Consider the following 14,099-nt stretch of genomic DNA (forward strand, 5'->3'; position numbering starts at 1 on the left):
CAACCGATGAACGACTGGTACAGCTCGGCGGGAGTCCGCGGTGGGAGTCGGCGGACATTCCACCGGGACATGGAGGAAGGGCGGGTGTTCTTTCCCTCCGAGCTGGTTCCTTATCTTGCCCACGAAGCCGTCCGTGTTCTCCCAGCCGCCCTGACACGGGAACTCGCCGTGCGTCACCTGTACCAGTTTCTGCTGTCGGCAACGCACCTGGAGACCAGGATCGTCAACCGTGGGGCGGAGCGGATCGCCGGGAACCGGGTGGGCTTCGACCTGCCTCGTTCGTGTCGTCTGGACGCCTACAAAATATATTGTGACGAGGGGTATCACTCGCTGTACAGTCTCGATCTGGCCGACCAGATCGCCACCGCCACGGGGATCCCGATACCCCGGTGGGACTATGGCGGGTTCGTCGAACGTCTCGAGGAGACCGGGCGCGCCATCCTCCCCGGTGAGCCGGTGCTCGCTCATCTGCTGCAGGTGATCGTGTTCGAGACGCTGATAACCGCGGTCCTCAACGAGGTCCCCAACGAGGTCCCCAACGATCCCACGGTCGTCACCGCGGTCCGGGAGGTGACCCGCGACCATGCCCGTGACGAGGGACACCACCACCGCTTCTTCGTCGCCTTCTTCCACCTTCTGTGGACGCATCTGGAACTCTCGCTCCGAACACGTGTGGCGCACGCCATCCCACCTCTGATCAGGGCATGTCTCGTCTGGGACACCACACCGGTCCGCTCCTCTCTCCTGCTCGCAGGCCTCGACGAGCCCACCGCCGACACCGTGCTCCAGGACGTCTACGGGGGTGCTGCCGCGACCCGACGAATCCGCGAGGTCGCCCAGGCCACCCGGCGGATGTGCGAATCCGCCGGCGTCCTCGATCTTCCTGGAGCGAGGGAGACCTTCGCCGCCCACGGCATCGAGTGAGGACACCATGCAGCCTTCCGCCGATCACGACAGCGGACTCACCTACGCGACCTACCTTCGCCTTCCCCACGTGCTCGACCAGCAGCGGTGCAGAAGCTCACCCCCCGCCCACGACGAACTGCTCTTCATCACTGTCCACCAGGTGTATGAGCTGTGGTTCAAGGTGCTGCTGTTCGAGCTTTCCAACGCCAGGGACCGGATGCTCGACGGCGACGCCTACCGGGCCCGCCTCCGGCTGCGCCGCTGCCACGAGATCGAGCGCGTGCTGGTGAACCAGATCGACGTCGTCGACACCATGACGCCGCACGGATTCCTGGAGTTCCGTGGAACGCTGGGGTCGTCCAGCGGGCTTCAGTCGACGCAGTTCCGAGAAATAGAATTCCTGTCCGGTGCCGACGACAGCGGTTGGCTGGATAGGGCCGTCTGGCTGAGCACCGAGGACCACCAGCGACTGTCCCGGCGACTGACCGAACCGGACCCGTGGGACTCTTTCATCACCCTTCTGGCCGCCGCTGGTTTCGCCGTCGGCACCCCACAGCAGCGAGCCGCGATCTTCTACGAAATAGCGGTCGGCGGCGATCGGTACAACGAGCTGTGGGAGCTCTCCGAAGCGCTGATCGACCACGACCAGATGTGGTCGACCTGGCGCCTGCGGCACCAGATGACGGTGGTGCGCCAGCTCGGCGGAAAACCTGGGACAGGTGGCAGCACAGGTGGCGGCTACCTGGCGGAACGGGTTCCGATGAAATTCTATCCGGAACTCTGGGAGGCAAGGAGTCGTTTCGGCCCGCCGAACGACGGAAGCCTTCCGCGGGTTCATGGCCCCGAATCCCTTCGACAGGAATCCGATGGCTAGGCCGGTGAGAACCCACGACGGCACGGGAAACGACGGCACGGGAAACGGCAGGACCACGGCCGGTGGGACGTCACCGCCCTCGTGGGAGACCAGCCGGGAACTACGCGACCAGGCGTACTCGCCCAGCCTGACCGTACCCGACATGAGAACTTACCTACGCATGTATGCGGACAGGTCGGCCGATGCCCGCGCAACCCTGCCATGGAAAGAAATCTCCTACGGAGACACCTCCGCCCAGCGGCTCCACTTCTTCCCCGCCGCTGGTCCCGACGCGCCGCTACAGGTCTTCATCCACGGCGGCTACTGGCAGGAACTGAGCAAGGAGGAGTCGTCCTTCGCCGCGCCGGACTTCGTCACGAGAGGAGCGGCCTTCGCCGCGTTGGGGTACGGGCTCGCATCCGTTCACCGACTGGGCGAGATCGTCGCCATGGTCCGCAACGCCATACTGTGGATTTTTCGGCACGCCGCCGAGTTGGGCGTCGACCCCCAGCGGATCTTCCTGAGCGGTTCCTCCGCCGGTGCTCATCTCGCCGCGATGTGTGTGACGGACGGTTGGCTCCCTCCCGCGCTGCGCCCCTTCGACGTGATCCGCGGTGCCTGCCTGCTCAGCGGTATCTACGATCTCGAGCCGCTGCGGCACACCTATGTCGGAGAACAGATCGGGCTCACCGCAGCCGAAGCGGCCCGCAACAGCCCGATTCGTCATGTCCACGGCGGTGCCCCACCGCTGATCGTCGCCCGCGGCGACAACGAGACGGCCGCCTTCGCCGCCCAGCACAGACAGTTCGTATCATCCCTGACCCGAGCGGGCACGCCAGTTGCCGATCTTGTGGTGTCCGCCCGGAACCACTTCGATCTCCCTCTCGTCCTCGGGGACCCGGAAACACCACTCGGCCGGGCAGTCCTGACACAGATGGGCCTGCTGTCACTCCCCGGAAATCCGGCGCTCGAGGTCGGATCTGGCCGGTCCCCGCGGTGAGTGCGAGGTGTGCGCTTCGCAGTATCCATGTCGTGCGGTCCGAGTCACTGGTACCCGTTCCTGTTGGAGGAACAGTACGGCGGAGCCGTCTGGTAGCTCCATTGATGACTCTCCTTCCCCTGGATGTTCTCAGAACTGCCGTACGCATGATTCAGATCGCGATCCGGTCAAAGATTTTGAATGGAAAACTTGAAAACCTGGTTCGACCTTCTTCTCCCGTCCGGTTGTCGGGGTGCTGGCCGGGGATTTGAACGGGGTGCGTGCGTGCCGGTGGGGCGTTGCGTCCTGGCGAACGGTTAGGAATGGAACAGCGGTCGATAATTGACACCGCCTCCTTCCGGGTGTATTGGCCGCGCCGGTCGAAGTGATGTAGGTCGCGCGGGAACGCCTCGACACCGGAGGTAGAGTGATCTTACCCAATTTACCAGGAGTGCCCGCGACACCGAATACAGAAACACATTCTGACCGGTTCCAGCCGTCGTCACGATCGGTGCTGTCCGACTGAGCTGGCGGCTGTGCCGGCCACCGAACAGGAAAGGACGGTATCGGTGGATCAGGTGAGGATCGGCATTCTTGGCGCCGCTCGGATCGCCCCGACGGCCATCATGAAACCCGCGGCACGGCTGCCGACTGTCGCGGTGGTCGCGGTGGCGGACCGCCATACCGAGCGGGCCGACCGGTTCGCCGAAAAATACGCGGTCCCGGTGGCACACGAATCATACGACGCACTGCTCGACGATCCCGACGTCGACGCGGTGTACAACCCGCTGCCCAACGCCCTGCACGCGCAGTGGACCCTGCGCGCGATCGAGGCCGGGAAGCACGTGCTGTGCGAGAAACCGTTCACCGCCAACGAGGTCGAGGCGCGTGCCGTTGCCGAGGCGGCGGCATCCGCCGGCGTCGTCGTCACCGAGGCCTTTCACTACCGGTATCATCCGCTGGCGGAGCGTATTCACAAGATCGTACGGGACGGCAGCATCGGCACGGTGCGCTCGATCCGCACCTGGATGTGTATTCCCTGGCCGCTTTTCGACGACGAGATCCGCTACAGTTACGAGCTCGGCGGCGGCGCCATGATGGATACCGGATGTTACGCCGTCCACTGTATGCGGCTGCTCGGCGCGGGCGAACCGAAGGTCGTGTCGGCGCGCGCCCTGCTGCATGCGCCGCGCATCGACCGCGCCATGACCGCGGAGTTCAGCTTCCCCGACGGCTCGACCGGACGGATCGACTGCTCGCTGTGGTCCCGACGCTTCCTGCGGATCGCCGCCCACGTCACCGGGGACCGCGGCGAGCTGCGGGTCGCCAACTTCGTCCGCCCACATGTTTTCAACCAGATTCGCTGGACAACGCAGGGGCGTACCCGCTGGGAAACGGTGCGTGGGGAAACGACGTTCGACGCCCAGCTGCGTGCTTTCGCCCGCGCGGTGCTGTACGGCGAACCGACACTGACACCGGCCGAGGACGCGGTCGTCACCATGCGCCTCATCGACGATGTCTACCGTACGGCCGGCCTTCCCCCACGCGGGCTCGCCGGCTGACCAGATCGCACGGAAACCACCCCGGCCATCCCCGGCGGCCGGGAGCGGGGACGTCGGAAACACATCGAGAACGCGTCAGGATCATATCGGCGTCGATGTCAGGAAAGCGATGGCGGCCGGCACCGGTTATATCGCTGGTGCCGGTGGCACAGTGATTATCTGTATCGCCCGTGCTCACCCCGCTGCCCGTGTTGACGGATCACCTGGATCGCCTGCCGGGATCAGGCCGGCGGGTCGACGCGCGGTGGCCGGCCGCCGCTGCCGGGCGGTGCCAGCGGCCGACCAGCGGACGCGGCCGAACCGGACGTGGTCGGTCTGGTCTCGGTCGGGCCTGACGTGCTTGGGCTGGACGTGACCAGCGCCGCCAGGTCGTCGGGGGTGTCGATGTCGTAGGGGGAGCCGGTGTCGTCACAGGGCACCATGACGACCCGGTCCGGATTGGTCCGCAGCCAGGCCCGTGCCCCGACATCACCGTGAGCCAGGGCGGACACCTCGGCCCACACCGTTCTGTGCAGCAGGACCGGGTTGCGCGGTTGCCCGCCGTAGCTGGCGACCGCCGCGACGGCGCCGGCGGCGTGGGCCGCGAGCAGCCGGCACACCGCCTCGGCGCCGATCAGCGGCTGGTCGGCCAGCGCGATCACGACCGCCTCGACGCCAGCGTGTCCCGCTAGCCGCTGTCCGCTGTTCCAACTCTCGCTGTTGCGGCCCCGGCTGTTCTTCCGGCCCCGGCTGTTGCGGCCCCCGTCGGCAGGAGCGGCGGGGCTTCCTTCATCGGCGGCAAATGCTGTGAGCCCGCGACGCAGCGACGCGCTCATCCCCACCGCCCAGTCAGATGCCAGGACGACCTGCTCTTCGGGTAGGCCGGTGGATCTGATCACGTCGGTCGCCCGCGCGCCGAGAGCCACAAGCACCGGAGCGCATCCACCGTCGGTGAGCATCCGGACGCATCGCTGGACCAGTGGTTCGCCACTCAGGGTGACCAGAGCTTTTGGAACGCCGAAGCGACGTCCGGCGCCGGCAGCGAGGACGAGACCGCCGACGGTACTCGTTGTGACTGTCATCGGCCGCTCCACGTGCTTGCCGATCCAGGGCAGGGCGGGCGTCCACGCCGTCCAGGTCCAGGACCAGACCCAAGATCGGGCTGGGACGGGGACGGGTGGCGCCTGCCGGAAGCACCGCGTCCGGTCATCACTGTAACGGGCCGGGCAGGCGAAGTTGGCAATAGAGTTCTATGAATACATGAATAATAATTACAACAAAATATGAACCGACGCAAAAAGTGGTCTGGTCTGCGAGCTCACATTTTCTTGGTCGATGGTTCGCCATACAATCCGGAACGGTGAAACGGTCAATTGCCGACGGCGCCCCACAGGCCATCCGGACGCAGCCAGGGGAGGAACAAACACGCCCGCCGCACGGGGGGCCGCCCCAGCCGCCCGTACCACCACCTGGCGGCGAGCGCGGTGGCGACAGCACCGTCGCCTACCGTCCGATCGTGACGGCTCATGACCTCTGCGTAAAAGCATTCAGCGCGACCCGACTGCGTCCCGGCTACAGCATGGTCGGTGTCGACGCCCTTCTCGACTGGGCCGCCGCCGAGCTGCGCCGGCTGCACGCCATCGTTCGCGTTGTCGAGAACGGCGGGACGCCGGAGCCGGCCGAGCTCGTCCCGAGAATAGCGCCGACGGAGATCAGGTCGACGAGGTTCAATACGACCAGATTTTTCAGCGGATATCACGAGAGCGAGGTCGGCGATTTCCTCCGGATCGTCGAGCGTGAGTTCGCCAATCTGCACAGGTTCTTCTCCGCGGTGTCCGCAGCCGCCTCGGCGGGCGCTCCCTGCGATGATGACCGCTGGGCCGCAGCCCGGCATCGTGGCGGTCCCGGTTCGTTCCATCCCGGCACCACCGGCACGGAGGTGACGGCGAAAACCTTCACGAGAACGCGGTTCCGCGCCGGCTACGACACCGCCCAGGTCGACGCCTTTCTCGGCAGGGTGGGCCGGGAGTTGGACCGCCTGCAGGCGATGGCGGAGTCGGCGCGAGACGGCCACCCGGCGGATACCGCTTCCGTCACCGCAGACCTCACCCCACAGGACATCGTCAACGCCAGGTTCGACTCCACCTGGCTGACGGGTGGATACAGCGAGTACGAGGTCGACGACTTCCTCGACTTCCTCGAGCACGAGATCACCCGCGTCCAGGCCTACCTGTCCTGACCGTCTCCTCTCCTCCCCCGAACCCCGATCAGGTATCGCCAGATCAGGAGAACGAGGGAGCAAGTGGCCGCCAGGGCAGCCGTTTCCGTACTCGATCCCTTGAGCGAGCGGGGACGGGCGCGTAGGGCGTGTCCGACGGATTCTGACGGATGTTCGATCGCGCGGGCAGCGTCCAGAGGTTGGCGCCGGGGCGAGGTTGGCGCCGCCAGGTACGGCTGCTACCAGCTAAAGCTTGCGTGCGATCGTCAGGCCGTCCGACACGGCCAGCAGGACGGCCTGTACCCGGTCGTCCACCGCCACCGCCTCGTTGAACGCCTGGATCGCCCGGACGTCCGCGTCCTGGCTCCGCTCGTCGAGTACCTTGCCGTTCTGGAGCACGTTGTCGACGAGGATCAGCCCGCCCGGGCGCAGCCGCGGCACCAGCAGGTCGTAGTAGATCGGGTACGAGGTCTTGTCCGCGTCGATGAGCGCGATGTCGTAGACGGGCTCGGCGGGCAGCGCGGCGATCGTGTCCGCGGCCGGGCCGAGCCGCAGTTCGATCCGGCCGTCCAGGCCGGCGCGCTTCCAGTAGTGACGCGCCAGCGACGTCCACTCCTCGCTCACGTCGCAGCAGAGCAGATGACCGTCATCGGGCAGGCCACGGGCGATGCAGATCGACGAGTATCCGGTGAACGTACCGACTTCGATCGCCCGGCGTGCGCCGGTGCTCGCGGTCAGTATCGTCAGCAGGGCGCCGAGTTCGGCGCCGATCTGCATGACGGAGCGTTCCCCGAACTTCTGCCGCGTCTCCGCGAAGAGATCGATCAGCAGTTCGTCCGGCGGTGAGCAGCGCGCCGCGAGATAGGGGTATATGCCGTGCGCCAGAATGGGCGACTGCGCGGTCGGGTCCAGAGCGGACATGCGGCTCAGGCTACCGGCACATCCCAGCCTCCCGCCTGGCGGGTTACGCCCCGGCTGGCGGGTTGTGCCCCGGCTGGTGGGGCTCCGCCTCGGGCCATGTCCGCCGGATCGTGTGGATCACCGATCGTGTGGTGTTGGTGTCGTCAGGGCGCTGGTGGGGCATTTCACGGGTTGTGAGGACGAACGACCCGGTGCCGACGCCGGCACCGACCATGGCACCGGCACCCGCAGCGGCACCGCCTCCAGGCCCGGCGCCGGAAGCGGCGTGGGCGGCCGACCGTACCGCCACGGAACTCGACGCGGACACGGTCCACGCCGTCGGGAAGATCAGCGAGGCGCTGGAGTGGGTGGAGCGGGCCCGGGGGCACCTCTACGCGTTCCACCAGATGTCCGGCCACGCCGATCTCATGCTCGGATCGGCGTTGGAGGAGTTGGACAACGCCGGTCACGGTGAGATCGCCGAACGGCTTCGCAGGGACCTGCTCGGACGCAACGTCCTCGACGGCCGATGGACCTTCCAGGTCGTCGAGGAGTATGACGACGGGTACTACCGGGCCTTTGCCGAGTCCGAGCGGATGGTCCGGGACGTTCTGGCCGGTGGCCGCCGGCATGTGTACGAGGCACGGATGAAGGCGTCCGAACGGGAGCGCGCCGGCCGGCCCGCTTTCGGCCCGGGAGCCTGAGCGCCGCCCGGGCACCGCGCGCTGTGAGGTGCCGCTTATCCGCCGTGTCCGGAGAGAGCCGGAGAGGCGCCGAGAGGTCCGGAGAGGCTGCGTGGTGCCCGGAGAGACGCTGTCCGTGTCCGGGAGGCTCGTCCTCGCTCGAGGCGGCTTGTGTGTACGTTCGACGCCCTGACGGGGCGTGGTCGCCACCGGTAGCGGTGTCCAGGCGTGAGGGGCCGATCGGCTCGTGCCGTCAAGGTCACCGTGTCCTGGTTTGACAGCGTCCCGCGCGCGGCGGCACCCTTGGGATGCGGCACCTCGTTCGGTGAGGCGTCTGCACGGACACAGGCCACTGACCCCGAACGTCGAGAGACGCCCCGGGTCAGGACAGCTCTCCCCGGGCTAAGGGGTGGGCCCAGGTGGCTTCCTGGTTGGGATTACGCCGTGCAGTGCCAAAGCTCTGACGAGGAGGGGTGCTCCGCACGTGGGGGTGGGTTCTGGCCTGGCTCTCGTTCGTGCGATCACTCTGTGTGGATGCGGTCTGCGCCTGCGGGCGCCCGGCTGTGAAGGAGGTGGCGGGATGAGTCCCGGTCATAGTCGTTGTCTGTCCTGGACTGGCTCGGCGACCCCCGCCGCCTGAGTCTGGTCACTCCGGTGTAAAAACATCGCCGCCGGTCTTTGTCAGAAAGGGCCGACGGTCCCAGCCCTGCCTCGCCGGGCGGCTCGTGGTCGTCGTGTCGTGTCTGACGCGCTGAACGCGGGCGGGCGCTCGTTATGAGCTCCCAGAGCACGGCATCGCGGTGGTCTGGAATCAAGGCCTGACCCAAGGGTTGTGTCAGCAGATGCGCGGGATCGCGTAGCGGGCTTTCACGCACCAGCCGGTTGGCCGTTGTGGCAGTGCGCTCGGACCTTGTCCACGCCCGGCTATGGCTGCGTTCGTCCATGGTCGGCCTGCTGTGTGCCACCCGGCGACACGTCCACACAGCGATGCGCAAGGCCCGGTCACCGCCTCGGCGAGGTGCGAGCGAGCGTCCAGGGGGAGCTACCAGCCCGCTCCCGGTTCCAGACCGCTGTCTGCTGGCAGATCCGCAAGCCATTCGAGGAGCTGGCGTGATGACGGTGATGGAGAACGTGTTCTACTCCGAGGGCCGGCGCCTTGTGCGACCGGACTCGCTGGCCGAGACCTACCAGCTTCTGCACGGACGTCGTGACGAGCGCAAGCAGGATCTCGCCTGGATCGGGCTGGTCCGCCCGGACCAGCGTGAGATCGCCTCGATCGCCCGGGAGTTCGAACTGCACGAACTCGCCGTCGAAGACGCCGTGCAGGCGCATCAGCGCTCCAAGCTGGAGCGGTACGGAGAGACCCTCTTCGTGGTTCTGCTGGCGGCTTCCTACAACGACATCCGGGAGGAGGTCGAATTCTCCGAGTTGCACGTCTTCGTCGGGGACGACTTCGTCATCACGGTACGTCATGGTGACGCGCCGGACCTGCGACGGGTACGCCACCGGATGGAATCCGAGCCGGACCTGCTGGCCCGAGGCCCCGAGGCGGTGCTGTACGCCATCCTCGACCGGGTCGTCGACGACTACGCACCTGTTGTCGCCGGGCTGGAGAACGACATCGACGAGATCGAGACCGAGGTTTTCCGGGGCGACCCGGAAGTGAGCCGGCGTATCTACGAGCTCTCCCGCGAGGTCATCGAGTTCCAGCGGGCGACCAAGCCCCTGCTCGGCATGCTGGACGCTCTGGCGTCGGGTTTCGTGAAATATGGTGTGGACGCCGGGCTGCAGCAGTACCTGCGGGACGTCAGCGACCACGTCGCCCAGGTCGTGGAGCGGATCGAGGGTTTCCGCCAGCTCCTGCAGAACATTCTCACGGCCAACGCAGCCCTGGTCGGGCAGCGGCAGAACGAGGAAATGAAGATCCTGACCGAGACGAGCATCGCGCAGAACGAGGAGGTCAAGAAGATATCCGCATGGGCGGCGATCCTGTTCGCGCCCACCCTGGTGGGCACCGTGTACGGGATGAACTTCGAGACCATGCCGGAGCTGCAGTGGGTGTACGGTTATCCGTTCGCGATCGGGCTCATGGGGCTGGTGTCCGCCATGCTCTATGTCGTCTTCCGCAGCCGCCGCTGGCTCTGACCCGGGACAGGCCGGCCCTCCGGTGGTGCGATCATATTTTTCGTGCACCGCCGGAGGACCGGCCTGTCCGTTCGCGTCCATCGCCCGACCGGTTTTCCGGGCCACGCGGCAGAACACGGTACACAGGTCGCTGTTATGCGTATATGAGGGCGGTGTACAGGCGGCATTACAGAAGGTTGTTGCGGGCGTTCAGCTCGGTCCGTGGACCGGGCCCGGTCGCCACGGGCCGCGTGACGGTGGCTCGGCATCAGGGCCGTAGCCGTCGGCCCACACCGTCCGGTAGTGTGGGCAGTCGCCGGACGTACTGGACGTACCGGGCCGGGGGCCTTTCGGCGGGTCGCCTGGGCCGCGCCGGCGGCGGGGCCGACGGTGTCGCGGGCAGTCCAGCGTCAGCAGTGGCACGACAGGTTCAATCATCTTTGATCGGTAACCTTCCCGTTCCGTCGCAGGATGCGCAGTTCAGTTTCTTGGTCTCATTGAACGCACCGTCCTCGTCCGTTCCGCCGATGTCCCTGAGTACCTTTCCCGTGCCGCCGCACAGTCCACAGCTCCGCCAGGTCGGGTTGCCACGCCGGGTGTCCTGCCGCTGTCGTTGGCCCTTGTCCATACGGTCGCGGTCTTCGCCAGCGTCATCGTCCCGCCGTCGCAGAAATCCCATACCATCCTCCTTCTCATCGTCGCACCAGCATGCCGAGTGAGTCACGGACGGACTGGCTGTCCCAACGACAGACCACAAAGTGGCCCAGGCGCGGGAAAAGAGATGGGGTGCGAAAGGCCGTGGAGTTCCGATATGGCACACGATGATCATCTCAAGCATATGGAGGAATATAAGAATGGTTGATTGTCTGGAGGATTCGTGGGCGCCTCTGGGTTGATCTGGCCGGCGAGTTCGCCTTCACCCCGGCCGAGCGGGCGGAGGACATATCTGGGACCATCTCTGGGCGCAGCGGCTGATCGCCGAGGCACGGGCCTTCCGGCTGGCGGAGGTACGCCGGCGCCGGCACGCCACCCAAATCGAGGCGACGAAGGCGACGGGTGTGACGCAGGCCCGGGTGTCCCGCATCGAGAGGGGCACCTGGAGCGCAGCGGGGTGGATACCCTCGCGGCCTACCTACAGGCGCTCGGCGGCAAGCTGAAGATCGCTGCTGATTGTGGTGATGAGTCGTGCGTGCCCGGGTAGGGCGGGGGACACCACGGGGAATTTGGGGGCCGTCCCCACGAGCGTGGGAGCGGGCTGGCCGGGCAGCGGCCGACGGGACCGGCAAGCCTGGGCCGGTCGACAGGACCGGCACGCCTCTGGGAAGGGGAAGCAGGCGGGTGAGGTGGCGCAGAGGGGTGACGCCGTGGGTGTCACCGGCGCGGGCTGTGACATCCTGGAACGGCACCCGGCGGGCACATGGTGGGCGGACTCCGGTGAACCGGACGTAGCGCCTGACAGCGTTTCCACGGGTCAGGAGGGCTCGCCTAGTGGCCGATGGCGGCGGTCTTGAAAACCGCTAGGGCGTCCTGCGTCCTCGTGGGTTCGAATCCCACGCCCTCCGCTCCACCCGCAGTTGGTCCCGGGCCGCAGGTCGCGGCTGTGCGGTCGTGCGCGGTTTGGTCCTGGCTGGTGAGGCACGTCGTATGGATCTTGAGTTAGGACGTGGATGCCGCGTCCACCCAACTCGTTCGGCGACCTGGGTGGTGCTGCCATCGATCTTCGCTGGCGCGGAGGAGATCGACGCGGATCCCGGGACCAAGCGGGATGTCGACGAGGCGCTCGAAGAGCAGGAGACCGACCGGTTCATCCGCTGCTACGGCGGGGACGGATTCGACGCGCTCCTCGCCTCGCTGGCCGCGGAGCCGCACACACGGGCGAGCTGTCAACCATCCGACATAGAGCGGCGCGTCTGCTGTGCGTGCCATCTCGGGATCATGTGGTCGTCCCGGTCGTCCCGGTCGTCCCGGTCGTCCCGGTCGTCCCGGTCGTCCCGGTCGTCCCGGTCGTCCCGTCGGATCTCAGGGCCGTCAGGCTGGCCCTGAGATAAGCGTGATCCGGAACGGACGGTCTGGCAGCCATGGATGCTGTCGGTCCGGGCTCTGGACGGAGAGCGACCTGGAGCTGCCCGGAATGGACGCGTCCTGACTGGTGGGTGACGGCGGGTGACGGGCGACGTTGCCTGCCCCTTGTGGAGCATTCTCCACTGTCTACTCTGGTCGCGCACGGGCAGTCGGCCGTTTCGACGTCCACGACATCAGGCGGTAGTTGTTTTTCAATTGTGATTTTGGAGTTCTAGTGATGATTTTTTATAGTGCCATAAGTGATGAAGGCGCCTGTCGATCATCCCGGTCGCGTGCTTCGGCGGACTGAAAAGATCGCGAGCCTCGTGTTGAAAGATCGAGATCGTCGCGCCGGCGGGCCGCTGCGTCCACGGCGTCATACGGCCGGCGGGTTGCGGCGCCGTCTGGCCTCTGGGTCGTGGCGTGGAGACGGCGGACGGACGAGCTGGCTGGACGAGTTGGCTGGACGAGGGCAGCCGACGGGCCGAGGGAGGGGGCTGGCGGGACGAGATGGCCACGGGGTCCGAGGGCCTTCTTCTGGGGTATGGTCGGGGCGCTGTGCGGGCCCGGCGCGCGGCATCGTGGCGAGGGCGTCGGCGAGGTGATCTACCGGGTGGGCGGCCGGGACGGCCGTGCTGCCCGTGGATGCCTGTCGGGATCCCTACAGGGGCGGCCCGGGGCCGATCTCCAAATTTTACGGTTCGTAAAATTATCCTGTGATCGGGAACGCAGAGAAGGGGGCGCGGCGGAGGGTGTGAAGTGGCCGCCCCTGGACGCTGTGTAGTTCCATGCTGGCTTCGCCGCGTTGTGGCCGTCGGTGTTGTGGTGGATATCACCGTAGTTCATTGATGTGATCTTTACGAGTGTTCGGTGGATGTTGTAGAGAGCGCGCATTGCCAGGGTTCGGCGTTATTGCTGTAAGCCGGGCGCGTTTTCCGTGGGAATAGCCTGGAGGCCGCCACGGGGGTGGATCCGGGCGGGCGCCGGTCCGTCCAGGCGATCATCGGACGTGCGTCCGCCGGTGCCCGCATGGCGCGGAAACAGCAGATGGTGGGCATGGTGCCCGCCCGCGGCGAGGGTGTCGGCGTCCATAATGGCGATCTTGATGTCGCAGGACGAGTGCGTCTCCGCCCGGTGACGTGACGCCCCTCACGGCGGTGCGAAACCGGCCACCGACTGCCGTCCGGCGGATCATCGGACGGCAGTCGGTGATTTTCTGTGACCATCCCAGCTGAAGCTGCCGATTCAGCGCCGTTCCCGAATCCTTCTTCCGCGAGACCGTCGCGGAACTCGCCGTCGGTTTCCTGGCATCGTCGACAGTGCCAAAGAAATGGAACCGTCGCCTCGGCCGAGCAGCCGCCGCCGACCGTGGCCGTATACAAAACTTTGCCGGCCGTCCGTAGTCTCATCGGCCGTGCTGTTCCCGGTCCCGGTGGGCCGGCCCAGTAGAGATATCTCTTCCGAGAACTTGCCGCTCCGCGGGAAGGGCGGTATAAGCGTTCACCCGTCGTGGGTTGAAGCCGGCGGCCCCGTCGTGCGGACGGGAGCGAGGCGTCCGTTCGGTGCGCGGCCATCGGCCGTCTGGATCACGAAGTGGCGACGGGCGGGCCTGCCGCGGGCGCCGCTGCCGAGACTCCCGGAAGACCTTTGGAAGACCCTTGGCAGGCGTCGGACGTCGACCCGGCCAAGCCGGGCCGAGTCCTGCCTGGCGCAAGCCGGGAAGAGACTGGGAAGGCGCCTGCTCGTGAGGCGATCGCGCAGGTAGAAGCAGGTATGGGCAGGTAAATGACAGGTCCGGGCAGGTGTGGGCGGGCGCGGATGGGTGGGGCGCGTG

At 66.7% G+C, this 14,099-nt stretch carries 10 protein-coding genes, 1 tRNA gene and 1 riboswitch; of the genes, 9 read left to right on the forward strand and 2 right to left on the reverse strand.

Going from position 1 to position 14,099, the window contains the following annotated elements; genetic code table 11:
* From CM1CMNOD_RS02740 to CM1CMNOD_RS02755, 4 genes are all read left to right on the forward strand, one after another.
* Window positions 1-924, forward strand: a 924-nt coding sequence (locus CM1CMNOD_RS02740; protein WP_131773820.1) for a diiron oxygenase, incomplete at its 5' end; no start/stop codon positions are given.
* 7 nt (window positions 925-931) lie between these two features.
* On the forward strand, window positions 932-1,780 hold the full coding sequence (locus CM1CMNOD_RS02745) for a tryptophan 2,3-dioxygenase family protein (RefSeq protein WP_013872145.1): 849 nt from the start codon (window positions 932-934) through the stop codon (window positions 1,778-1,780).
* A gap of 4 nt (window positions 1,781-1,784) precedes the next feature.
* The gene (locus tag CM1CMNOD_RS02750) at window positions 1,785-2,759 is read left to right on the forward strand and encodes an alpha/beta hydrolase (RefSeq protein ID WP_237702960.1); all 975 of its coding nucleotides are present in this window, start codon (window positions 1,785-1,787) and stop codon (window positions 2,757-2,759) included.
* A 548-nt stretch (window positions 2,760-3,307) separates the two neighbouring features.
* Complete coding sequence (locus CM1CMNOD_RS02755; RefSeq protein WP_013872147.1) at window positions 3,308-4,300, forward strand: Gfo/Idh/MocA family protein; 993 nt, start codon at window positions 3,308-3,310, stop codon at window positions 4,298-4,300.
* A gap of 221 nt (window positions 4,301-4,521) precedes the next feature.
* Here the strand turns inward: CM1CMNOD_RS02755 and CM1CMNOD_RS02760 are convergent, their stop codons facing one another.
* A complete protein-coding gene (locus tag CM1CMNOD_RS02760) occupies window positions 4,522-5,361 on the reverse strand; it encodes a nucleotidyltransferase family protein (protein ID WP_013872148.1) in 840 nt (279 codons plus the stop codon).
* 434 nt (window positions 5,362-5,795) lie between these two features.
* Here CM1CMNOD_RS02760 and CM1CMNOD_RS02765 point away from each other — a divergent pair, with 434 nt between their 5' ends.
* The gene (locus tag CM1CMNOD_RS02765) at window positions 5,796-6,518 is read left to right on the forward strand and encodes a DivIVA domain-containing protein (RefSeq protein WP_131772091.1); all 723 of its coding nucleotides are present in this window, start codon (window positions 5,796-5,798) and stop codon (window positions 6,516-6,518) included.
* Window positions 6,519-6,743: 225 nt separating this feature from the next.
* Here CM1CMNOD_RS02765 and CM1CMNOD_RS02770 read toward each other — a convergent pair whose 3' ends face one another.
* A complete protein-coding gene (locus CM1CMNOD_RS02770) occupies window positions 6,744-7,418 on the reverse strand; it encodes an O-methyltransferase (RefSeq protein ID WP_013872150.1) in 675 nt (224 codons plus the stop codon).
* Window positions 7,419-7,630: 212 nt separating this feature from the next.
* On the opposite strand from CM1CMNOD_RS02770, the gene CM1CMNOD_RS02775 reads away from it, so the two are divergent.
* The 4 genes from CM1CMNOD_RS02775 to CM1CMNOD_RS22170 all read left to right on the forward strand — a co-directional run bounded on the left by CM1CMNOD_RS02775 (window position 7,631) and on the right by CM1CMNOD_RS22170 (window position 12,247).
* Window positions 7,631-8,101, forward strand: coding sequence for a hypothetical protein (locus CM1CMNOD_RS02775; RefSeq protein WP_013872151.1), 471 nt, complete (start codon window positions 7,631-7,633; stop codon window positions 8,099-8,101).
* Window positions 8,102-8,390: 289 nt separating this feature from the next.
* A riboswitch (M-box (ykoK) riboswitch) is annotated at window positions 8,391-8,558 on the forward strand.
* 464 nt (window positions 8,559-9,022) lie between these two features.
* A complete protein-coding gene (locus CM1CMNOD_RS02780; protein ID WP_083828417.1) occupies window positions 9,023-10,225 on the forward strand; it encodes a magnesium and cobalt transport protein CorA in 1,203 nt (400 codons plus the stop codon).
* A 1,453-nt stretch (window positions 10,226-11,678) separates the two neighbouring features.
* A tRNA-Ser gene (locus tag CM1CMNOD_RS02800) sits at window positions 11,679-11,766 on the forward strand.
* A gap of 142 nt (window positions 11,767-11,908) precedes the next feature.
* A complete protein-coding gene (locus CM1CMNOD_RS22170; protein ID WP_207387459.1) occupies window positions 11,909-12,247 on the forward strand; it encodes a hypothetical protein in 339 nt (112 codons plus the stop codon).
* Window positions 12,248-14,099: the final 1,852 nt, after the last annotated feature.

Origin of the sequence: Protofrankia symbiont of Coriaria myrtifolia (assembly GCF_900634755.1) — a bacterium.
GTDB lineage: Bacteria > Actinomycetota > Actinomycetes > Frankiales > Frankiaceae > Protofrankia > Protofrankia coriariae.